The 21,555-nt window shown below is 69.0% G+C and carries 21 protein-coding genes; 14 read left to right on the top strand and 7 right to left on the bottom strand.

The window, feature by feature from the left end; genetic code table 11:
- Positions 1-353 precede the first annotated feature (353 nt).
- From R5H32_RS09750 to R5H32_RS09765, 4 genes are read left to right on the top strand one after another with little or no spacing between them, the layout of a single operon-like run.
- Entirely contained in the window at positions 354-998 is a 645-nt protein-coding gene (locus R5H32_RS09750) for a CerR family C-terminal domain-containing protein (RefSeq protein WP_318338491.1), read from the top strand.
- Complete coding sequence (locus R5H32_RS09755; RefSeq protein ID WP_318338492.1) at positions 995-1,948, top strand: HlyD family secretion protein; 954 nt, start codon at positions 995-997, stop codon at positions 1,946-1,948. The genes R5H32_RS09750 and R5H32_RS09755 overlap by 4 nt, the downstream gene beginning before the upstream one ends.
- Positions 1,945-2,871, top strand: coding sequence for an ABC transporter ATP-binding protein (locus R5H32_RS09760; RefSeq protein ID WP_318338493.1), 927 nt, complete (start codon positions 1,945-1,947; stop codon positions 2,869-2,871). Before R5H32_RS09755 ends, R5H32_RS09760 begins: the two co-directional genes overlap by 4 nt.
- Positions 2,868-4,004: an ABC transporter permease gene (locus R5H32_RS09765; RefSeq protein ID WP_318338494.1), complete on the top strand. Its 1,137-nt coding sequence runs from the start codon at positions 2,868-2,870 to the stop codon at positions 4,002-4,004. The genes R5H32_RS09760 and R5H32_RS09765 overlap by 4 nt, the downstream gene beginning before the upstream one ends.
- Before the next feature lie 171 nt (positions 4,005-4,175).
- On the opposite strand, the gene R5H32_RS09770 is transcribed toward R5H32_RS09765, so the two are convergent.
- Positions 4,176-5,120, bottom strand: coding sequence for an L-threonylcarbamoyladenylate synthase (locus R5H32_RS09770; protein WP_318338495.1), 945 nt, complete (start codon positions 5,118-5,120; stop codon positions 4,176-4,178).
- Between the two features lie 129 nt (positions 5,121-5,249).
- Between R5H32_RS09770 and R5H32_RS09775 the strand changes: the two genes are divergently transcribed.
- From R5H32_RS09775 to R5H32_RS09795, 5 genes are all read left to right on the top strand, one after another.
- On the top strand, positions 5,250-6,941 hold the full coding sequence (locus tag R5H32_RS09775; protein ID WP_318338496.1) for an acyl-CoA dehydrogenase: 1,692 nt from the start codon (positions 5,250-5,252) through the stop codon (positions 6,939-6,941).
- Entirely contained in the window at positions 6,938-7,999 is a 1,062-nt protein-coding gene (locus R5H32_RS09780; protein ID WP_412099008.1) for an MBL fold metallo-hydrolase, read from the top strand. Before R5H32_RS09775 ends, R5H32_RS09780 begins: the two co-directional genes overlap by 4 nt.
- On the top strand, positions 7,996-8,448 hold the full coding sequence (locus R5H32_RS09785) for a DUF6173 family protein (RefSeq protein WP_318338656.1): 453 nt from the start codon (positions 7,996-7,998) through the stop codon (positions 8,446-8,448). The genes R5H32_RS09780 and R5H32_RS09785 overlap by 4 nt, the downstream gene beginning before the upstream one ends.
- 145 nt (positions 8,449-8,593) lie before the next feature.
- On the top strand, positions 8,594-8,728 hold the full coding sequence (locus R5H32_RS09790) for an aa3-type cytochrome c oxidase subunit IV (RefSeq protein WP_318338497.1): 135 nt from the start codon (positions 8,594-8,596) through the stop codon (positions 8,726-8,728).
- Positions 8,729-8,743: 15 nt separating this feature from the next.
- Positions 8,744-9,370, top strand: a complete 627-nt coding sequence (locus R5H32_RS09795) for a hypothetical protein (RefSeq protein WP_318338498.1) — start codon at positions 8,744-8,746, stop codon at positions 9,368-9,370.
- A gap of 13 nt (positions 9,371-9,383) precedes the next feature.
- On the opposite strand, the gene R5H32_RS09800 is transcribed toward R5H32_RS09795, so the two are convergent.
- Entirely contained in the window at positions 9,384-10,439 is a 1,056-nt protein-coding gene (locus R5H32_RS09800) for a hypothetical protein (protein WP_318338499.1), read from the bottom strand.
- 33 nt (positions 10,440-10,472) lie between these two features.
- Positions 10,473-10,943, bottom strand: a complete 471-nt coding sequence (gene greA / locus R5H32_RS09805) for a transcription elongation factor GreA (RefSeq protein WP_263335469.1) — start codon at positions 10,941-10,943, stop codon at positions 10,473-10,475.
- Positions 10,944-11,296: 353 nt separating this feature from the next.
- Here greA and R5H32_RS09810 point away from each other — a divergent pair, with 353 nt between their 5' ends.
- The 3 genes from R5H32_RS09810 to R5H32_RS09820 all read left to right on the top strand — a co-directional run bounded on the left by R5H32_RS09810 (position 11,297) and on the right by R5H32_RS09820 (position 15,851).
- Positions 11,297-12,946, top strand: coding sequence for an electron transfer flavoprotein-ubiquinone oxidoreductase (locus tag R5H32_RS09810; protein ID WP_318338500.1), 1,650 nt, complete (start codon positions 11,297-11,299; stop codon positions 12,944-12,946).
- 357 nt (positions 12,947-13,303) lie between these two features.
- Entirely contained in the window at positions 13,304-15,013 is a 1,710-nt protein-coding gene (locus tag R5H32_RS09815; RefSeq protein ID WP_318338501.1) for a tetratricopeptide repeat protein, read from the top strand.
- Positions 15,003-15,851, top strand: a complete 849-nt coding sequence (locus R5H32_RS09820) for a 4-(cytidine 5'-diphospho)-2-C-methyl-D-erythritol kinase (RefSeq protein ID WP_318338502.1) — start codon at positions 15,003-15,005, stop codon at positions 15,849-15,851. The genes R5H32_RS09815 and R5H32_RS09820 overlap by 11 nt, the downstream gene beginning before the upstream one ends.
- A gap of 5 nt (positions 15,852-15,856) precedes the next feature.
- Here R5H32_RS09820 and R5H32_RS09825 read toward each other — a convergent pair whose 3' ends face one another.
- The 4 genes from R5H32_RS09825 to ilvD form a co-directional block, all read right to left on the bottom strand.
- A complete protein-coding gene (locus tag R5H32_RS09825; RefSeq protein ID WP_318338503.1) occupies positions 15,857-16,231 on the bottom strand; it encodes a hypothetical protein in 375 nt (124 codons plus the stop codon).
- Between the two features lie 10 nt (positions 16,232-16,241).
- Positions 16,242-17,030 carry a DUF6478 family protein gene (locus R5H32_RS09830; RefSeq protein WP_318338657.1) on the bottom strand — a complete coding sequence of 263 codons (789 nt, stop codon included), beginning with the start codon at positions 17,028-17,030 and terminating at the stop codon, positions 16,242-16,244.
- An 83-nt stretch (positions 17,031-17,113) separates the two neighbouring features.
- Entirely contained in the window at positions 17,114-17,773 is a 660-nt protein-coding gene (locus tag R5H32_RS09835) for a hypothetical protein (protein ID WP_318338504.1), read from the bottom strand.
- Positions 17,754-19,487: a dihydroxy-acid dehydratase gene (gene ilvD / locus R5H32_RS09840; RefSeq protein WP_318338505.1), complete on the bottom strand. Its 1,734-nt coding sequence runs from the start codon at positions 19,485-19,487 to the stop codon at positions 17,754-17,756. The genes R5H32_RS09835 and ilvD overlap by 20 nt, the downstream gene beginning before the upstream one ends.
- 132 nt (positions 19,488-19,619) lie before the next feature.
- Here ilvD and R5H32_RS09845 point away from each other — a divergent pair, with 132 nt between their 5' ends.
- Positions 19,620-20,513, top strand: coding sequence for a CPBP family intramembrane glutamic endopeptidase (locus tag R5H32_RS09845; protein WP_318338506.1), 894 nt, complete (start codon positions 19,620-19,622; stop codon positions 20,511-20,513).
- A gap of 75 nt (positions 20,514-20,588) precedes the next feature.
- Entirely contained in the window at positions 20,589-21,506 is a 918-nt protein-coding gene (gene accD / locus R5H32_RS09850) for an acetyl-CoA carboxylase, carboxyltransferase subunit beta (RefSeq protein ID WP_318338507.1), read from the top strand.
- The last annotated feature ends 49 nt before the right edge of the window (positions 21,507-21,555 follow it).

The raw sequence follows: 21,555 nt of genomic DNA on the forward strand, positions 1-21,555 counted from the left end.
CGGGGGGCAAGGAAAGCCATTCTCCGGCGGGGCCGGGGTCGGCGGATCGGCTTTGCGGTTGCTGGGGGGCAGCGCGCCGAAAGTCGGGCAGTGCCCGACCGCGGGTGGGCGCCGCGCGGCCCGAGGTCTGCGCTTTATCCCGACGTTTCGCCGTTCCGGTGATCCACGCGGGACGGCGACGAAGCGCCCGCCCGGGGGGCGGTCGGGCGCTGCCCGGCGGCGCGCGTTCCGCGCGCCTTGGTTCCGGGCGTGTGCATAGTTCCAAAACGGAGTCTCTGCTGCTCATGCTGTTTCAAATTGAGTTTAATCAAACGATTGATTAAACTCAATCAAGCGACTCACCCGTGGCCCCCATGACCGATGCCCCCAAAGTTCCCGAAGGCACCGCCGCCGACCTCCTCGCGGCCGCCCTGCACCTTTTCGGCCACAAGGGCTTCGCGGCCACCTCGACGCGCGAGATCGCCGCGCGGGCGGGCACCAACGTCGCCTCGATCGCCTATCACTTCGGCTCCAAGGAGGGCCTCCGGACCGCTTGCGGCGCCGAGGTGGCACGCCGCATCGGCACCGTCATCGCCGCCGCCACTTCGGCCACACCGGGCAGCGCCGAACAGGCCGCCCGGCAGATGGAGGCGATCCTGCGTGCCATGGTCGGCTTCGTCGCCGGCGCGCGCGAGGCCGAGGACGTCATCACCTTCATGCTGCGCGAGGTGGCCGAGGACGGCGCGGTGCTCGACGCCGTCTATGGCGCGATGATCGAACCGATGCACCGCCGCTTCTGCGCGCTCTGGGCCGCCGCCACAGGACGGGAACCGGAAAGCGAGGCGACACGGCTCATGGTCTTTTCGCTTGTGGGGCAGGTTCTCTATTTCCGCATCGGCCGCCCGGTCGTCACCCGGCGCATGGGTTGGGACCGGCTTGGCCCCGCCGAGGCCACGCGGATCGGCGACCTCCTCGCCGCCAATCTCCATTCGCTCATCGCAAGGGAGCGCCTGCCATGACCGCCTTCATCTGCACCGTACCGCTCCTCTCAGCTCTCTTCTCCGTCTGCGCACCGCCGCCCCCCTTCGCCACCGGCTATGTCGAGGGCGAATACGTCCTGATCACCCCGGTGGCGACCGCACAGATCGAGGCCTTGAACGTTGCCCGCGGCGACCGGGTCGAGCCCGGCGCGGTACTGGCGGAGATGGAGCGCCGCGACGCCGAGATCGCGCTGGCGGAGGCTCGGGCTGCGCTGGCGCAGGCGGAGAGCCAGCTCGCCAACCTCCGCGAGGGCCGCCGGCCGGAGGAGATACGCGTCATCGAGGCCACGCTCGCCTCGGCCCGGGCGCAGGCCGAGGAGGCCGACCGCGCCGCGGACCGGCTCCGGAGCCTCGCGCAACGGGGTGCCACCACCGCGACGCAGGCCGATGACGCCGCCACCGCTGCGACCGTCGCCCGCGCCCGCGTGGCCGAGGCCGAGGCCAGTCTCGCCGTCGCCCGACTGCCCGCCCGGCCGCAGGAGATCGCCGCCGCCGAGGCCGCGGTGAAGGGCGCGACGGCGGCACGGGCGCGGGCCGAATGGAACCTCTCGAAACGCCGGCTCATCGCGCCCGCGGCGGGCAGCGTCTTCGACGTGATCCGCACGCCGGGCGAGCTTGCCGGCCCCTCGGCGCCGGTCCTCTCCATGCTGCCCGACGGCGCGGTCAAGCTCAGGCTTTATGTCCCCGAGGCGCAGATCTCGGCGATCGCCCAGGGCTCCACGCTCGCGGTCAATTGCGACGGCTGCGCGCCCGGCCTTGCCGCCACCGTCACCTTCATCTCCGACGCGCCGGAGTTCACCCCGCCGGTGATCTACTCGCTCGAGAACCGCCAGAAGCTCGTCTACCTGATCGAGGCCACGCCCGAGGACGCGCCCGGCCTGAAGCCGGGCCAGATCGTCGACGTTCGCCTGCCCGGAGCCGAAGGGTGAACGGCGAAGCCGCCATCGAGGTCCGCGGCCTGACCAAGCGCTACGGCGGGCGGGCGGTCGTGGACGACGTCTCGCTCACCGTAAGGAAGGGCGAGATCGCGGGCTTCCTCGGCCCCAACGGTTCGGGCAAGACGACGACGATCCGGCTCATGTGCGGGCTCCTGACGCCCGATTCCGGCGAGGGCCATGTCCTCGGCCACGACATCCGTCGCGCCGGACGGGCGATCAAGCGCGAGGTCGGCTACATGACGCAGCGGTTCTCCTTCTACGAGGACCTGACGATCGAGGAGAACCTCAACTTCGTCGCCGGTCTCTACGGTCTCAAGCCGGCGCGGAAGCACGTCGCCGACACGCTCGCCGGCCTCGGGCTGACCGCGCGCCGCCACCAGCTCGCCGGGGCGCTGTCGGGCGGCTGGAAGCAGCGTCTCGCGCTCGCCGCCTGCATCATGCACGCCCCGAAGCTCCTGATGCTCGACGAGCCCACCGCCGGGGTCGACCCCAAGGCGCGGCGCGAGTTCTGGGACGAGATCCACCGGCTCGCCGCCGACGGGCTCACGGTGCTGGTCTCGACCCACTACATGGACGAGGCCGAACGCTGCCACCGGATCAACTACATCTCCGCGGGCCGGCTCGTCGCCAAGGGCACCGTCGCCGAGGTGGTGCGCGATGCGGGCCTGACGACGGTGGTCCTCGAAGGCGAGGCCCTGGCGGAGGCGGCGCGGCGGCTTCGCGGCGCAGCTGGCGTCGATCAGGTCGCGCCCTTCGGCGCGACGCTGCATGTCGTCGGCCGCGACGGCGCTTCCTTGCGCGCCTCCGCCGAACGGGTCGCGGCCGAGACCGGCAGCCGGATGAGCGCGGCCGAGACGAGCCTCGAGGACGTCTTCATCCAGTTGATGGGCGATGCGAAGGATACCGGGCGATGAGCCGCTATTTCTCCCTCGGCCGGCTGATCGCGCTCCTTGCCAAGGAGGTGATCCAGATGCGGCGCGACCGGATCACCTTCGCGATGATGCTGGGCATTCCCCTGATCCAGCTCGTGCTCTTCGGCTTCGCGATCAACTCCGATCCGAAGGGCCTGCCGGCGGCGCTGGTGGCGCCGACGCAGGACCGCTACACCCGCGCCATGGTCACGGCGCTGGAGCTGACGGGCTATTACCGCTTCACCCACCCCGCCGCCTCCGCCGCCGAGGCCGAGGCGCTGATCACGCGGGGCGAGGTTGCCTTCGTCGTCACCGTGCCGTCGGATTTCGGCCGCCGGGTGGAACGCGGCGACCATCCGCAGATCCTGATCGAGGCCGACGCCACCGATCCCTCGGTCGCGTCCGGCGCGATCTCCACCCTCGGCACGGTCGCGGCCGAGGCCCTTTTGCGCGAGAGCGGTGGCGAGGCCGCCGCCGCCGAGGCCTCGGCCGCCGGAATCGAGGTCGTCGTGCACGAACGCTACAACCCCGAGGGCATCACCCAGTACAACATCGTGCCGGGGCTCCTCGGCGTGATCCTGCAGATGACGATGGTGATGATGACCTCGATGGCGCTGACGCGCGAGATCGAGCGCGGGACGATGGAGAACCTCCTGTCGATGCCGGCAACGCCGCTGGAGATCATGCTCGGCAAGGTGCTGCCCTATCTCGGGGTGGGGGCGGTGCAGGTCACGGTCGTCCTCGTCGCGGCAAAGCTGATCTTCGACGTGCCCTTCGTCGGGGCGTTGCCGCTTCTGCTCCTCGGGGTATTCGTCTTCGTCGCGGCACTGGTGATCCTCGGCTACCTCATCTCCACCGCCTCGCGGACGCAGATGCAGGCGATGCAGCTCACGTTCTTCTTCTTCCTGCCGTCGCTCCTCCTGTCGGGTTTCATGTTCCCCTACCGCGGAATGCCGCACTGGGCGCAGGTGCTAGGCGAGATATTCCCGCTCACGCATTTCCTGAGGCTGATCCGCGCGGTGATGTTGAAAGGGGCCGACCATGCCGGCGTCGCACAGCCGATGGCGGCGCTCATCCTCTTCGTTCTCGGCCTCTCGGCGCTGGCGCTGATGCGGTTCCGCAGGACGCTCGACTAGCCCACAATCCGGTATGAGAAGACACACCAAGGTCCAGCGCCTCCCCTTTCCCTCGTGGGGAGGGGATGGGGGTGGCCCCCCCCTCCCTCTCCCTCCCCCACGAGGGGGGAGGGAAGCGCCCGGCGCCATCCGGTATGCCCGGATCAAGTCATGTTTCCAATAGCAGAACCGCTACCCCCGCGGCGCGGCGGCGCGGCGCAGGCGGTCGTTGATCGCGCGCCCGAGCCCCTTTTCCGGCACCGGCGAGACCGCGATCGCGCCCTTTGCCCGCGCATCCGCCTCGCGCAGATAGTGAAAGAGGTTCGCCGCCGCCTCGACCAGATCGCCATTCGGCGACAGATTGAGATCGGCCACCGCCGCCTCGGGCCCGAAGCCGAGCCAGAACTCCCCGGGTTCCGGTCGCGTCACCTCGAGCCGCACCCGAGCCGAGGGCGCGTAATGCGAGGCGAGCTGGCCCGGCGCGGAGGGCTTTGCGGCATCTCCCCCGGTCGCGAGCGGGCGACCAAGGCAGGCTTCAAGCGCCTCGGCCGGGATGCCCCCCGGGCGCAGGATCACCGGTTCGCCCGCCAGCCCGAGAATCGTCGATTCGAGCCCGACCTCGCAATGGCCACCATCGACCACGGCGGCGATCCGGCCCTGAAGCCCCGCCAGCACATGCTCCGCCCGCGTCGGGCTGACCCGGCCGGAGGGATTGGCCGAGGGCGCCGCAACCGGCCCGCCGAAGGCGCGCAGAAGCTGCTGCGCCACCGGATGCGCCGGCACCCGGATCGCGACCGAGGACAGGTCGGCGGTGACGAGCGGCGAGAGCCGCGCCGAGGGGCGGAGCGGCACGACCAGCGTCAAGGGCCCCGGCCAGAAGGCCGAGGCGACGCGCTCGGCCACGTCGTCAAAGACCCCGACCGCGTGGGCGGCGTCGAGATCGGGCAAATGCACGATCAAAGGATTGAAGCGCGGCCGCCCCTTGGCTTCGAAGATCCGCGCCACCGCGATGTCTGAGCGCGCATCGCCACCGAGCCCATAGACCGTCTCGGTCGGAAAGGCGACCAGTTCCTCGGCCTTGAGGAAGCGCGCGGCGCGGGCAAGTCCGTCGGGCGTCGGGGCAAGGATCTCTGTCACGGCCTCTCGCGCCTTTCGTGACGCAGCGTTCAGGTTGAAGGGGGCTGACGTTGCGGCAATCATGCGCCCCGAACCAAGGACATACGCGCCGCGGCCGGACTTGCCAAGCCGCGGGATCAGGAGTGCCCCATGCCCTACCGCTCGCCCGTCGCCGATATTCGCTTCATCCTCGACCATGTCGTGCCGCTGGCGCCCATCGCCGCCACCGCCCGCTTCGGCGAGGCGACGGGCGATCTCGCCGAGGCAATCCTGACCGAGGCGGCGAAGCTTTGCGACACCGCCCTCGCCCCGGTGCAGCGGGCGGGCGACCTGGCGCCGGCGCGGCTCGAGAACGGCACGGTCCGGACCTCTCCGGGCTACGCCGAGACCTATGCGGCGATCCGCGAGGGCGGCTGGGTCTCGGTCTCGGCTCCGGCCGAGCATGGCGGGATGGGCTTGCCGCAGACACTCAACATGGCGATCCATGACATGATGTCGGGGGCCTGTCTCTCGCTGCAGCTCCTGCCCCTCATGACACAGGGCCAGATCGAGGCGCTCGACCACCATGCAAGCGATGCGCTGAAGGCGCTCTACTTGCCGAAGCTCGTCTCCGGCGAATGGGCCGGCACGATGAACCTGACCGAGGCGCAGGCGGGCAGCGATGTCGGCGCGCTCCGGACCAAGGCCGAGCCGAACGGCGATGGCACCTATGCCGTCACCGGCCAGAAGATCTTCATCTCCTGGGGCGACAACGACTTCACCGGCAATGTCTGCCACCTCGTCCTCGCCCGCCTGCCCGGCGCGGTCGCGGGCACCAAGGGGATCAGCCTCTTCCTCGTGCCGAAATACCTCCCCGACGCCGACGGCAATCCGGGCGCGGCGAACGCCGTCAAGGTCGTCAGCCTCGAACACAAGATGGGCCTCCACGGCTCGCCCACCTGCGTGATGTCCTACGAGGGCGCGACCGGCTGGCTCGTCGGCGAGGAGCACCGGGGCATGGCGGCGATGTTCACCATGATGAACAACGCCCGGCTCGGCGTCGCGATGCAGGGGATCGGCGTCGCCGAGGCCGCCTGCCAGGCCGCGACCGACTACGCCGCCGAGCGCCAGCAGTTCGGCCCGATCATAGAACACGCCGACGTGCGCCGGATGCTGGGCGAGATGCGCGCCGACACCTTCGCCGCACGGTCGATCGCGCTCGCCTGCGCGCAGGCGAGCGACATGGGCACCGCGACCGACGAGGCGGACTGGGCCGCGCGGGCCGCGTTCCTCACCCCGATCGCCAAGGCCTTCGGCACCGCGACCGGGATCCGCGTCGCGGAGACCGCGATGCAGGTTCACGGCGGCATGGGCTTCATCGAAGAGACGGGCGTGGCGCAGTTCTACCGCGACGTCCGCGTGACCGCGATCTACGAGGGCACGAACGGCATCCAGGCGATGGACCTCGTCGGCCGCAAGCTCGCCGATGGCGGCGAGGTGGCCTTCCGGCTGCTCGAGGAGATCGAGGCCGGCGCCGAAGCCGCCCGCGGCGATCAACCCGACCTTGCCGGCGCGGTCTGGGCGGCCGCCGAGACGCTGCGCGAGGCGACCGAGTGGATGGTCGGGCGCGAGGGCGCGGACCGCAATGCCGGCGCGACCGCCTACCTTGAGGCCTTCGCCCGCGTGCTCGGCGCGCATTACCACCTGAAGGCGGCGATGGCCGAGGGCGGGGCCGGTCCGCGCGCGGCGCTCGCCCGGTTCTACATCGGCAGCCGCCTGCCGCTCTACGCCGCGCATCTCGCCGCGGCGCGTGACGGTGCCGATGCGGTCCTTGCGCTGACACCAGAGGCGCTGACCTCGTGACCGCGATTCCCGCCATCGCGACTGACGGCATCCGCTACCCCTTCGACCGCGCGCCCGGAACGGGCGAGGCGGTCGAGGTGGCCGAGGGCGTCCTCTGGCTGCGGCTGCCGCTGCCGATGGCGCTCGATCACGTCAACATCTACGCGCTCGACGACGGCAACGGCTGGACGCTCGTCGATACCGGGCTCGACACCCGCCGCACCCGCGCGGCGATGGAGGCCGCGCTCGCCGGCCCGCTGAAAGGCAAGCCGGTCCGACGGGTCGTGGTGACGCATTACCACCCCGACCATGTCGGCCTCGCCGGCTGGTTCCAGGCGCGGGGGGCGGAGCTTCTGACCACCCGGACCTCCTGGCTCTTCGCGCGGATGCTGACGCTCGACGAACATCCGGTCCCGGTGGCCGAGACGCTCGATTTCTGGCGCGCCGCCGGGATGGCCCCCGACCTCTTCGCGGCCCGCGCCGCCGAACGGCCGTTCAACTTCTGCGATGTCGTGGCGCCCCTGCCGCTGGGCTATACCCGGATTGCCGAGGGCCAGCGGCTGAGGATGGGCGGGCGCGACTGGATCGTCCGCATCGGCCACGGCCATGCGCCCGACCACGCCACCTTCTGGGAGGTTGACGGCGATCTCGTCATCGGCGGCGACCAGCTCCTGCCGTCGATCTCGGCCAATCTCGGCGTCTACGCCTCTGAGCCCGGCGCCGACCCGGTCGCCGAGTGGATCGCGAGCTGCGAGGCCTTCCGCCCCCATGCCCGCGCGGACCAGCTCGTCCTGCCCGGCCACAAGCTGCCCTTCACCGGCCTGCCCACACGGCTCACCCAGATGATCGAGAACCATACCGGCGCGCTTGCCCGGCTTCAGGCGCATCTCGCCACGCCGCGAACCGCCGCCGAGTGCTTTTCCCCGCTCTTCAAGCGCCCCATCGGCGAGGGTGAATACGGGCTCGCGCTGGTTGAAGCGGTGGCGCATCTGAACCATCTTCTGCATGCGGGCCTTGCGGTGCGCGCGAAACGCGAAGACGGAGCCTGGCTGTGGCAGACCACGAACCCACCGACATGATCCATACCTCGGCCGAGGTTCACGAAGCCTCCGCCCTTCCCTGCGCGAGGGTCGTGCACACCGCGCCGGACGCGCCGAAGACGGCCGAACTGGAGCCCCTGCCCCATAGCGTCGCCTCCCAGCCGATCGAGGACAAGAGCCCGGCCCAGTGGGCCTATGAACGGCTGATCCTGTACATCAAGAATTTCGAGGCCCAGCTCGACAACGAGCACGAGGTGGCGATGGGCTTCACCGGCGGCGATGCCGGGGTGCTCCGGATCGAAGGGATCGGCTATTTCGACCCCGACATCGTGACCTTCTACGGCCGCGACGATGCGGGCAGCCGCAACCAGCTGATCCAGCATGTGAGCCAGCTGAACGTCATGCTGCGGGCCCTGCCCAAGGCTCCGGAGGTCGAGGAACCGCGCCGGATCGGCTTCCGGCTGGCCGCCGATCTCGACCGCAAGTGAAACGGCCGCCGCCCGGAGCAAAAAAATCCATACGGATTTTTTCCAAGAAAATTGGAATTTTCTTGGCCCCAGCATTATGGGTAAGGCGTGACAGGCCGCGTTGAATCGGCTATTCGGGCCAAGACGCGAACGCAGGAGCGACGAAATGGCCGAACACAAGCCCGGAACCATGGATATCCGGACCCAGGAAAAGACCTTCGACGGCTTCGTCCGCTTCGTTACCTGGGGGGCCGTGATCTCGATCCTCGTGCTGGTCTTCCTCGCGCTCGCAAACGCCTGATTCCGCCGCCTCCGGATGCGCCGGTCAGCCCTCGCCCTCATTCTGCCGATTGCCCTCGCGGCCTGTGGCGCCGAACCCGTCTGGGCTCCGGACGAGGCGGTGACGCGCGCCCGCTTCATCTCGGGCCAGCCGCCCTCGATCACGCTTTATACGGTCGTGCGCAAGAACGGCGGAACGGGTGAGCATTCGGGCCTCCTGATCGACGCGAGCCAGCGGGTGATGTTCGATCCGGCCGGCACCTGGCACCACCCCTGGGTGCCCGAGCGCAACGACCTGCACTACGGCATCACCGAGAAGATGCGGAAGTTCTACATCGACTACCACGCGCGCGAGACCTACGACGTGATCGAGTACCGCGTCCCGGTCAGCCCCGAAGTGGCCGAGATGGCGCTCCGCCGGGCCGAATCCTACGGCGCGGTCAACAAGGCCTTCTGCGGCAATTCGGTGAGCGACATCCTGACCGGCCTGCCGGGCTTCGAGACCATCCCGCGGACCTTCTTTCCCAACAAGGTCATGCAGGCCTTCGCCGAGCTTCCCGGCGCGACGATGAAGGTGCACCACGACGGCGACCCGGACAACAATTCCGGCGTCCTCCTGGTGCAGGCGAAATCGACCGTGGAAATCCAGAACATCAACAACTGAGCCCCGGCCGGGCTCAGTCGAAGATTCCGGTCACCCGGCCGAGCAGCATGAACGCGCGCGCGGTCCGGGTCTCGGCCAGGGCCGTGATCTCGGCATCGCTCGCGTTCTTCTCGAATTCGGTGACGGTCCGGTCGAACTGGCGCAGGAAGTGGTGCGCCGCGTCGCGAAAGATCGTGTCCTGCCGCATCCGCCCCGCGGTCAGGGCAAGGCTCGACCGGTCGCGCACACCTCCGAGGCCGGCGATGGCGCGGCCGCGCTCGCCTTGCGCGAAGCGGCGCCAGGTCTCTGGTCGCGGCTGCTCGGGCACGAGGTCGTCCATGTAGATACCGTCCTGGCTCAGGAGCGTCAGGACGTCCTGCGCGGCACGGATCAGCTTGGCGAGCCCGCGATCATCGAGCGCCCGGCGCAGCGCCCGGAATCCCTCCTTATCGTTCGGGCCTTCCGGGAAGTTCATCGCCCGAACGAAATCCGCGACCGAGACCGGGGCCGCGAGCGCCTCGGCTGGCGTGCCGAGCGCCAGCGCCGGCTGATCGTCCGCCGCGGCGGCAGGCTTCGGCGTGCGAAGCGCCGCCTTGCGGTCGACCGCAGGCTCGGGCGCGCGCCCGTCGCGGCTCGAGGCGAAGGTGGCCACCGCGCCCTCCGGCTGGCGCGTGGTTGTCACGATCTCTTCCAGCCGCCGCTCGCCCGCGCCGCGCGCGATCCCGCCGGCCTGGACCTGGCTGACATAGGTCTGGCGCATCGCATCGACCGCCGCCTGAAGCCGCTGCGTCTCGGAGCGCATCTGGCGCGCGGTCCTGAGCGAGATCGCGGCGATCCAGATTAGCGCGATCGGCAGGAAGATCGCGACCAGCACCATGATCGAGCCAAGCGCGCCACCCGAGCCCGCCGTTTCGCCGGCGAACAGGTAGAAGCCGCCCACCAGGGCCAGCCAGACCAGGCTGAGCGCCCCCGCCACGATGTCGCCGGGCGCGATGCCGCGATCCGACTGGAGCCGCGAGTAGATCCCGAAATCGGCGGGGGCATCGGCCGGAGACTCGGTCCCCGCCGTGCTATGCTGCTCTTCTGACATCTGGTGTCCCTCCGCGTCCCGCCCGGGCCCCGATCAGACGTAGCGGATGCTCAGGACTTCGTAGCTCTTCTCGCCGCCGGGCGTGCGCACCTCGACGCTGTCACCGGCGTCCTTGCCGATCAGAGCGCGCGCGAGCGGCGAACGGATATTGAGAAGGCCGCGCTCGATATCGGCCTCGGCCTCGCCGACGATCTGATAGGTCCGCTCCTCGTCGCTGTCCTCGTCGACGAGCGTCACCGTGGCGCCGAACTTGATCGCACCCGAGAGCTTCGCCGGGTCGATGACCTCGGCGCGGCTGAGAATCGCCTCAAGCTCCTTGATCCGCCCCTCGACGAAGCTCTGGCGTTCACGGGCGGCGTGGTATTCGGCGTTCTCCGACAGGTCGCCATGCTCGCGCGCCTCGGCAATGGCCTTGATCACGGCGGGGCGCTCCACCGTCTTCAGGGCCTTCAACTCCTGGTCGAGCGCGGCATGCCCCGCGCGGGTCATCGGTATCTTTTCCATCTTCGCCCGTAATAGAACAATGGCCAACAAAGCCGGCGCGCTGCGCAACACTAAGCTGTAAACCCGGTTCGCCGCCGTAAAGTCAATAGCCGGGCGCCGACCCGTCGGAAAGGCAGCGAGAAAACGCGGCGGGTGCGCGGGCCGGATCTGGCCCGAACCCGACGGCGGCGGCGCGAATCCTGCCGCTTTTGGCGCGTTTCCCAATGCGCAGGCGCACTATTGTCGGCGCCGAACGGCAGGGCGGACGGCGCGCGGATTCTGCGCGGCGTCATTGTTGCGTCATGCCACTCGGTAAGCTAACGATCTTGCGCGACGGATGAGGCGCTCAGGCAGGCGCAGGGAAAGGAACAGGAATGGCCCAGATCGAACGGGAATCGATGGAATATGACGTGGTGATTGTGGGTGCCGGCCCGGCAGGGCTTTCGGCCGCGATCCGCCTCAAGCAGCTTGACGCCGACCTCAATGTCGTCGTGCTGGAAAAAGGCTCCGAGGTCGGCGCGCATATCCTGTCAGGTGCGGTTCTCGATCCCGTGGGCCTCGACGCGCTCATTCCCGACTGGAAGGAGAAGGGCGCGCCGATCAAGACCGAGGTCAAGGCGGACAACTTCTACATGCTCGGCGAGGCCGGCAAGATCCGCATCCCGAACTGGCCGATGCCGCCCCTGATGAACAACCACGGCAAGTACATCGTCTCGATGGCCAATGTCTGCCGCTGGATGGCCGAGCAGGCCGAGGGCCTCGGCGTAGAGATCTTCCCGGGCTTCGCGGCCTCCGAACTCGTCTACGGCGAGAACGGCGAGGTGAAGGGCGTCGTCGCGGGCGTGATGGGGTTGAATTCGGACGGCACGCCGGGCCCGAACTTCGAGCCGGGCATGGAGCTTCACGGCAAGTACGTCTTCCTTTCCGAAGGCGTGCGCGGCTCGCTCGCCAAGGAGATCATCGCCAGGTACGACCTTTCGAAGGGCCATTGCCCGCAGAAGTTCGGCATCGGCATGAAGGAAATCTGGGAGATCGACCCGGCCAAGCACCGCGAGGGCACGGTCACCCACACGATGGGCTGGCCGCTCGGCAAGAACGCCGGCGGCGGGTCGTTCATCTACCACCTTGAAAACAACCAGGTCTATGTCGGCTTCGTGGTGCACCTGAACTACCAGAACCCGCACCTCTATCCCTACATGGAGTTCCAGCGCTTCAAGCACCACCCGATGGTCGCGGAGCTTCTGAAGGGCGGCAAGCGCGTGGCCTACGGCGCCCGCGCGATCTCCGAGGGCGGCTGGCAGTCGATCCCGAAGGTCGTGGCGCCGGGCGTGGCGCTTCTGGGCTGCTCGGCCGGCCTCGTGAACGTGCCGCGGATCAAGGGCAACCACAACGCGATGCTCTCGGGCATGGCCGCGGCCGAAGCGGCCCACGAGGCGATCAAGGCCGGGCGCGCGGGCGACGAGCTTGCCGCCTACGAGACCGAGCTGCGCAGCGGCCCGATCGCGAAGGACCTCAAGAAGGTGCGCAACGTGAAGCCGATGTGGTCGCGCTGGGGGATGATCCCGTCGCTGGTATTCGGCGGCTTCGACATGTGGACCAACAACCTCTTCGGCGTCTCGCTCTTCGGCACGCTGAAGCACGGCAAGACCGACGCGGCCGCGACCGGCGAGGCGTCGAAATTCCCGGTGATCGACTACCCGAAACCCGACGGGGTTCTCTCGTTCGACCGGCTCACCAACGTCTCCTTCTCCTTCACCAACCACGAGGAGAGCCAGCCGGCGCATCTGAAGCTCAAGGACCCCTCGGTTCCGGTCTCGGTCAACCTGCCGAAATTCGCAGAGCCGGCGCAGCGCTATTGCCCGGCGGGCGTCTACGAGATCGTCGAGAAGGACGGCAAGCCGGAATTCGTGATCAACTTCCAGAACTGCGTCCACTGCAAGACCTGCGACATCAAGGACCCGAGCCAGAACATCAACTGGACGACGCCGCAGGGTGGCGACGGCCCGAACTACCCGAACATGTGACCACCAACTCCCGCCGCCGGAACGGCGCCGCCGTCGTCGGGAAGCATCCCGACGGGCGTCAACGTCCCGGCGGTGTCGACCGACATTTCCAAGCTCGCCGGCCGAACGTATCGGCCGGAGTTGCTTGGCCGGTCGGTGTCGGCCTCGACGCCGTTTCGCACGCCGAGTGATTCGCCCGAATCGTCCTTGTCGGCCGACGCGCGCCGCGTGCGGGCGCCGGACCGAGCGAAACGCCGCCGCGTCACTGCAATGGCAATCGAAACGACATAATCCCTGTCCGATTATGGCAATCCAGCCGTTGCCTTGAGCGTCGCGGGCCACTACTTTCTCGTGACGATCGTCCGGAAGGAGACCCACGTGCCTCTTGCGCGCCCCCTGCCCCTCGTCATCGCCTTTGCCATCAGCTTCGGTGCCACTCAGCCGGCCTTCGCGGCGGATGGCGTGGCGGGCCCGTACCTAGCCGGTCGGATCGCCAGCCGGGTGTCGGACTATGAGGCGGCGGCGGAGTATTTCAACCGGGCTCTGCTCTCGGATCCGACGGATTCCGGGCTGCTCGAGAACGCGATGGTTGCCCAGATCGGGCGCGGAGCAATCGACAAGGCGCTGCCGATGGCGCAGCGGCTCGACGAGGCCGGCATGCCGAACCAGATCGGCGACCTTGTGGTCCTGGCCGATCTCGCCCGAAACGGGCAGTTCGAGGCCGCCCTGGACGAGCTCGATGGCGGCCGGAGCGGCGGCCCGCTGGTGGACGGGCTGTTCCGCGCCTGGTCACTGGTCGGCATGGGCCGGATGGCCGATGCGACGGCGGCTTTCGACGCGGTCGCGGGCAACGAGGGCTCGCGCGCGTTCGGCCTCTATCACAAGGCGCTGGCGCTCGCCTCGGTGGGCGATTTCGAGGGGGCCGACCACATCTTCTCCGGCGAGGCCGACGGCCCGCTGCGCGCCACCCGCCGCGGCGTCATCGCCCATGCCCAGGTTCTCAGCCAGCTTGAGCGCAATGCCGACGCAGTCGATCTAATCGACGCGATCTATGCCGAGACAAGCGATCCTTCCTTCTTCGCGCTGCGCGATGAGCTCGCGGCCGGCAAGCCGGTCTCCTTCACGGTGATCCGCAACGCCACCGACGGCCTGGCCGAGGTATTTTATACCGTGGCGAGTGCTCTCAACACCGAGGCGGCCGACGTGAACACGCTGGCCTTCGCCCGCCTCGCCGAGTTCCTCGCACCGGACCAGTCGGAATCGGTACTGCTCTGCGCCTCGATCCTCGAGGCCCAGGGCCAGTTCGCGCTGGCGAACGAGGCGTTCAACCGCATCTCGCGAGACGATCCCGCCTATGTTGCGGCCGAACTCGGCCGCGCCGACGCGCTGATCGCGGGCGATCGGACCGATGCCGCGATCGAGGTGCTGCAACAGCTCAGCCGCGACCATGCCGATCGCATCGACATCTGGGCCGCGCTCGGCGACACGCTGCGCCGCCAGGAACGCTTCGGCGAGGCGGCCGCCGCCTATGACAAGGCCGTGGCTCTGTTCACCGCCGACGATCCCGCCCAGTGGGTGATCTACTACACCCGCGGCATCGCCTACGAGCGCGAGAAGGAATGGCCGAAGGCCGAGGCCGATTTCCGCAAGGCGCTGGCGCTCAATCCCGACCATCCCTCGGTTCTGAACTATCTCGGCTACTCCTATCTCGAGATGAACACCAATCTCGACGAGGCGATGTCGATGATCGAACGCGCGCTGGCCCGGCAGCCCGACAGCGGCGCGATCACCGACAGCCTCGGCTGGGCGCTCTACCGGCTTGGCCGCTACGACGAGGCGGTCGGCCACATGGAGAACGCGGTCGAGCTGATGCCGCTCGACGCCGTGGTCAACGACCATCTCGGTGACGTCTACTGGGCGGTCGGACGCAAGCGCGAGGCCGAGTTCCAGTGGAAGCGCGCGCTTTCGCTCGAACCCGCGACCGAGGACGAGGCCCAGCGCATCCGCCGCAAGATCGAGGTCGGGCTCGACATCGTGCTGCAAGAGGAAGGCGCCGACCCGCTCAAGCTCACCAAGAATGGCGATTGAGTCCTTCGCCGCGGCGAAGGTCAATCTCGCGCTGCATGTCACCGGCCGGCGGGACGACGGCTACCACCTGCTCGACAGCCTCGTGGTATTCGCCGGCACCGGCGACTTTATCCGCGTCGCCGCGGACGAGACCCTCGGGCTGACGATCACCGGCCCAGAGTGCGCCGCGCTCGGGGCCGGAGCGGAAAACCTCGTGCTTCGCGCGGCGCGCGCCTTCGGCACCGAACGCGGCGCGGCGATCGAGCTCGACAAGCGGCTGCCGGTTGCCTCGGGCATCGGCGGCGGTTCGGCCGATGCGGCGGCGACTCTGACCGCGCTCTCCCGCCTCTGGAACCTGCCGCTGCCGGCACCCGACGCGGTGCTCGCGCTCGGCGCCGACGTGCCGGTCTGCCTCGCCGGCAGGCCGGCGCGGATGCGCGGCATCGGCGAGCGGCTAGACCCGGTCGGGGGACTGCCCGAGGGGCTGGCGCTCGTGCTTGTCAATCCCCGTGTCGCCGTACCCACGCCCGCCGTCTTTGCCGCGCTGGAGCGGCGGGACAATCCGCCAATGGCCGAGATGCCCAAGGGCTGCGATGCGCCCGGATTCGCGCACTGGCTCACGGCCCAGCGCAACGATCTCGAAACGCCCGCCATCGCCATTGCGCCGGTGATCGCGGAGGTTCTGGCCGCGCTTCGCGCCTGCGATTGCCTGATGTCGCGGATGTCGGGATCGGGTGCCACCTGCTTCGGCCTTTACGCAGACCTTGCCGCGGCCGAACATGCCGCGCACCGGATCGGCGCGGAAAGACCCGGCTGGTGGACCAAAGCCGCGCCGGTGCTACCCGCGCCGGCAGCCTGAACGGTTCAGCCGGTGGTCTCGACGCAGTGCCGCCGGAACGCTTTCTTCAGGAGATCGAGTTCTGCCCTGAGCAGGTCGAGTTCGGCGCGGATATCGTCCTCGATCGCGACGCCCGCGATGATCGTGAACTGGCCAAGCCGGGCGCCGGTCGCGGCGTCCTGCACGAGGAAGGTCTGCACCCCGTCGGACAACTCCGCAACCGGGATCGGCACCGACACCATCCAGGTGCCGGCCTGCGCCGCCACGACGGCGGTGACCCCGTCGAGCTGGCGCTCCCGGTGCCAGATCTCGATCCGCGGCGGGGTCGGGCCGGAACCCTTCAGCTCCGCCTCCCAGCGACCGGCGCTGATCCGTCCGCCGCTCAGAACGGCTTGCGTCATCGTCCCACCCTCACATTTCGGCCCGCGGGCGCCGGCTCAGCGTCACGTCGCGCAGCACGAACTGGTTCATCTCCGGTTTCTCGAAGATCAGGTCGATCCAGGCCCGCTCCAGCCGCTTCTCGTTCATCTTCGTGTAGGCGAGATCGAATTCCGCCACCATCGCGCGCTCACCGGGCGACACCCCCTGCACCATCTGCTCGGTGTTGGGCCCGTGCTTCAGGTTCAGCCGCACGAAGATCTTCCGGGGGGTCTCCACCTCAACGGCGGCTTCCAACCGGACGATGTGGTGAAGCGTCAGCCCCTCGACCGCCGCCGGCGGCAACTCGATCACCAGCGACAGAAACGATCCCTCGAACCCGAGCACGTCCAGCTTCAGCCCGTAGGGCGGAAGATCCGCACCGCCGGCGTTCCGGATCTGGCGCAGCGCCACCTCGCGGGCCGGGCAATCGTGAAAGACCGTTGCCTCCGATCCGAACGCGCTGCGCGGCTCGGCCGGGGCGATGCCGCCCGGTGTTACGGGAGCGCGCCAGATCTCCGGCCGCCAGGCCCAGTCGCTCATAGGCGGACGGCGGATCGCCCGCGCGCCGCTCTCCGCCTGCGCCAGCCGCCCGTCGACCACCCGCAGCAGCCGGTCGAGTTCGCTCCGAATCTGGCGGGCCGGGCCGCGCAGGCGCCGCAGCACCGAGAAATCCGCCGTCTCCGCACGCGACGCGATGCGCTGCCAGCGTTGCAGCGTGCGCCTGAAGAGCACTTGCTCCAACAGCCTGTCGTAGATCCGGGTCATCGCCTGCGTGGCCATCGTCAACTTGTAGTTTCGGTGAAGCTGCTCTTCTTATCGTTGTGTTTGCGGCACGGGGCAACCCTGCCCGACCCCGCGACGGTTCAGGAGGCCGGATCGGCAGCGGTCGCGCCCGTCGACGCGTTGACCGACTGCATTTGCGCGACAAAACCTTCGAGGATCTGGCGCTTTTCTTCCGCCGACAGCGGCCGGTCCTGAAGGCTGAGCGCCGAGAGCGTCACGATCCGTCCCTTGAGGGCGAGAATCGCACGCCAGTATTCCGGCTCGACCGCACGGCCCTCCGCCGCCGAGACATCGCGGAGCCGAAGATAGAGAACCTCGCCCGCGGTCGTTGCCTCCTCCACCGTCACCGTCTCCGCCTTGCCCGAGCGGCTGAGCGCGGCGCGGCCGGGGTCAGACCGGAAGAAGGCGGCGAGCCCCTCGAAGCTCTCTGCCATCGGCGCCGAAAGCGGCGCGCCGGGCAGGACCGAGGCCGTCAGCACCGCCGGCCGCGCCGGCTGTGCCACGGCCCGCGATCCGGAGATCGCGGCACAGGTGCCAAGAAGTACGAAGGCGCCCTCGGCCCCGTCGCGGCTGACACTCCTGTCGATGCAGTAGCCGGACGGCCCGGCCACCGTCACCTCGCCACCGGCGACGATGATCGCGCGGCTCGCGCCGCCGAAGCCTCCCTTCGCGCAGGCCGCGAGCCCGAGGCAGGCGGCCAGCGCGAGAGCGGTTCTGGTCTTACTGGTCCATGTAGACATGACGCTCGGCCTTGGCGCCGGGATGCGTCACCGCGCCCTTGCGCGCGCCGCCGACGAGCTGAGCGTATTTCCAGAGCGCGCCGGTGGCATATTGCGTCTCGCGCGGGCCTGTCCACGCGGCCTTGCGGCTCGCCAGCTCCTCGTCGGAGAGCGCAACCGACAATTCGCCGGTGATCGCGTTCAGCGTGATCATGTCGCCGTCCTTGAGAAGCGCGATGGGCCCGCCATGCGCAGCCTCGGGACCGACATGACCGACACAGAAGCCGCGCGTGGCGCCCGAGAAGCGGCCATCGGTGATCAGCGCCACCTTCTTGCCCATGCCCTGGCCGGACAGCGCCGCCGTGGTCGCCAGCATCTCGCGCATCCCCGGCCCACCCGCCGGACCCTCGTTGCGAATGACGATGACCTCGCCCTCCTTGTAGGCGCGCGCCTTCACCGCCTCGAACGCATCCTCCTCGCATTCGAAGACCCGCGCCGGGCCGGTGAAGACCTGCTCTTCCGGCTTCATGCCCGCGACCTTCACGATGGCGCCGTCCGGCGCGAGGTTGCCCTTCAGGCCGACGACGCCGCCGGTCTTGGTGATCGGGCTCGCCGAGGGATAGATCACGCGGCCATCGGCCTCGCGGGTGATGAGGTCAAGCTCCTCGCCCATCGTCTTGCCGCTCGCGGTGATGCAATCCTCGTGGATCATGCCGGCCTTGCGCAATTCCTTCATCACCACCGGCACGCCGCCCACCTCGTAGAGGTCCTTGGCGACGAACTGGCCGCCGGGCTTGAGGTCGACGAAATAGGGCGTGTCGTGGAAGATGTCGCAGACATCGAAGAGGTCGAAGTCGATCCCGGCCTCATGCGCGATCGCCGGCAGGTGTAGGCCCGCATTCGTGGACCCGCCGGTGCAGGCCACGACCCGCGCCGCGTTCTCCAGCGCCTTGCGCGTCACCACGTCGCGTGCACGGATGTTCTTCTCGATCAGGTTCATCACCGCCTCGCCCGAGGCCATGCCGTATTCGTCGCGGCTTTCGTAAGGCGCGGGCGCACCCGAGGAGTTGAGGAGCGCAAGCCCGATCGCCTCGGAAACGCAAGCCATCGTGTTCGCCGTGAACTGGCCGCCGCACGCGCCCGCCGAGGGGCAGGCCACGCGCTCAAGCACCGCGAGCTCGGCATCCGAGTAGTTGCCGGCCTGGTGCTTGCCGACCGCCTCGAACACGTCCTGAACGGTCACGTCCTGGCCATTTAGCCGGCCCGGCAGGATCGAGCCGCCATAGATGAAGACCGACGGCACGTTGAGCCGCACCATCGCCATCATCATCCCCGGCAAGCTCTTGTCGCAGCCGGCAAGCCCCACCAGCGCGTCATAGCAATGGCCGCGCATCGTCAGCTCGACCGAATCCGTGATCGCCTCGCGCGAGGCGAGCGAGGAGCGCATGCCCTCATGCCCCATCGCGATCCCGTCGGTGACGGTGATCGTGGTGAACTCGCGCGGGGTGCCGCCGCCGACCTTCACGCCCTGTTTTACCGCCTGCGCCTGACGGTTCAGCGCGATGTTGCACGGCGCCGCCTCGTTCCAGCAGGTGGCCACGCCCACCCAGGGCTGGTGGATCTCCTGCTCGGAGATGCCCATCGCGTAGAAGTAGGACCGGTGCGGCGCCCGCGCGGGCCCTTCGGTCACATGGCGGCTGGGCAGTGCGGACTTGTCGAAACGGCGGTTCTTCATGGGCTGGCCTCCCGTCAAATGTCGGCCCTGCAATAGGCGAGCGCGGCGCGGGACACAAGGAGCCCGCGCGCGGGCGGGCGCCGATTCCGCCGATTGTGGGCGCCGCCGACAGCGGCTAGCCTCGCGGGAACCATGATCCGCGCCTACGCTCCCCATGAGGACTATGTCGCGCCCGCCCGCCGACGGCCGGCGCTCTGGCGGCTCTTGCCCGCATCAGCGCTGATCGCGGCCCTCTACCTCGCGCCGATCCTCGGCCTGAGCGCGTGGCTCACCGGGCAATTCGGCCAACCGATCGCCGACGCGATCGTGCAGCGCATGCTGACGGGCGAGACGCCGGGCGGGATGCTCATGCTCCTTTGGTCGTTCCTCGGCCTCGCGCTCGGCCCAGTGGCCGCAGTCCGCCTGCTCCATCGCCGGACTGCAGGCACGCTGATCGGACCCTCTCTGGAACGCGCGATGCGTGACTTCGCCCGCGTCCTTCTACCCATCCTCGCGCTTGAGATCCTGCTTCTTCCCGTCGCGCTCCTCGGCCTCGAGGTCCGCCCCGGCCTTGGCCTGCTGGCCTTCCTCGGCTACCTCCCGTTCGCGCTTCCCGGCATCCTGATCCAGACCGGGGCTGAGGAGCTGGTGTTCCGCGGCTACCTCCAGCAGCAGCTCGCTGCGCGCTTCCGCTCGCCCCTTATCTGGATCGGCATCCCCTCTGCACTCTTTGCGTGGGGCCACTACCTGCCCGAGGACTTCGGCCCGAACGCCGGGCTGGTCGCGCTCTGGGCCGCGGTCTTCGGCATCCTCGCCGCCGACCTCACGGCGCGCACCGGCAATCTCGGCGCGGCCCTCGGCTTCCACGCCGCCAACAACATCTCGGCGCTTCTCATCGTCGGGCTCGCCGGCAATCTCGACGGGCTCGCACTCTGGGCGGTGGTCTTCGACCCGGCCGACCCCGACGCCGCGCGCCCCGCGCTCCTGCTCGATTTCGCGGCGATGGCGATCGCCTGGCTGGTCGCCCGCCTCAGCCTTCGGGTCTGATTGCAATTCCCGCGCGCCCGGACTATCTGGAGGGCTTGACCGGCGCCCCGCCGACCCGAGCCCAAGGCAGATGCGATGAACTGGATCACCAACTACGTCCGGCCGACGATCAATTCGCTGTTCTCGCGGCGCGAAGTGCCCGACAACCTGTGGACCAAGTGCCCCGAATGCGGGACCATGCTGTTCCACCGCGAGCTGACCGAGAACCTCAACGTCTGCACCAACTGCGACCACCACCTCGCGATCAGCCCCCGCGACCGCTTCGCCACGCTGTTCGACGGCGGCATCTTCAGCGAAGTGAAGGTGCCCGAACCGATCGCCGACCCGCTGCATTTCCGCGACCAGAAGAAATACCCCGACCGCCTCAAGTCCGCCCAGAAGGCGACCGGCGAGAAGGAGGCGATGCTGGTCGCCGAGGGCGAGATCGGCCGCACGCCGATCGTCGCCGCCGCGCAGGACTTCGCCTTCATGGGCGGCTCGATGTCGATGTATGTCGGCAACGCGATCATCGCCGGCGCCGAACGCGCGGTGAAGCTGAAGCGCCCCTTCGTGCTCTTCTCCGCCGCCGGCGGTGCGCGAATGCAGGAGGGCATCCTCGGCCTCATGCAGATGCCGCGCACCACGATCGCGGTCGAGATGCTGAAGGACGCGGGCCTTCCCTACATCGTTGTCCTGACCCACCCGACCACCGGCGGCGTCACCGCCTCCTACGCGATGCTCGGCGACGTCCAGATCGCCGAGCCGAACGCGCTGATCGGCTTCGCAGGCGCCCGCGTCATCGAACAGACGATCCGCGAGAAGCTGCCTGAGGGCTTCCAGCGGTCCGAATACCTCCTCGACCACGGCATGCTCGACCGCGTCACCCACCGCAAGAAGCTGAAGGACGAACTCACGGGGATCCTCAGGATGCTCACCCGCCAGCCCCCCGCGGTGAAGGGCGACCTGCCGAAGCCCGAGGCGAAGCCGGCCCCGAGCAGCGTCGCCGCGAAGTAACCTTCATCTTGCCGGAAATATCCTCGGGGGGTCCGGGGGGCAGACAGCC

The organism is Defluviimonas sp. D31 (assembly GCF_033436765.1).
Classification (GTDB): domain Bacteria; phylum Pseudomonadota; class Alphaproteobacteria; order Rhodobacterales; family Rhodobacteraceae; genus Albidovulum.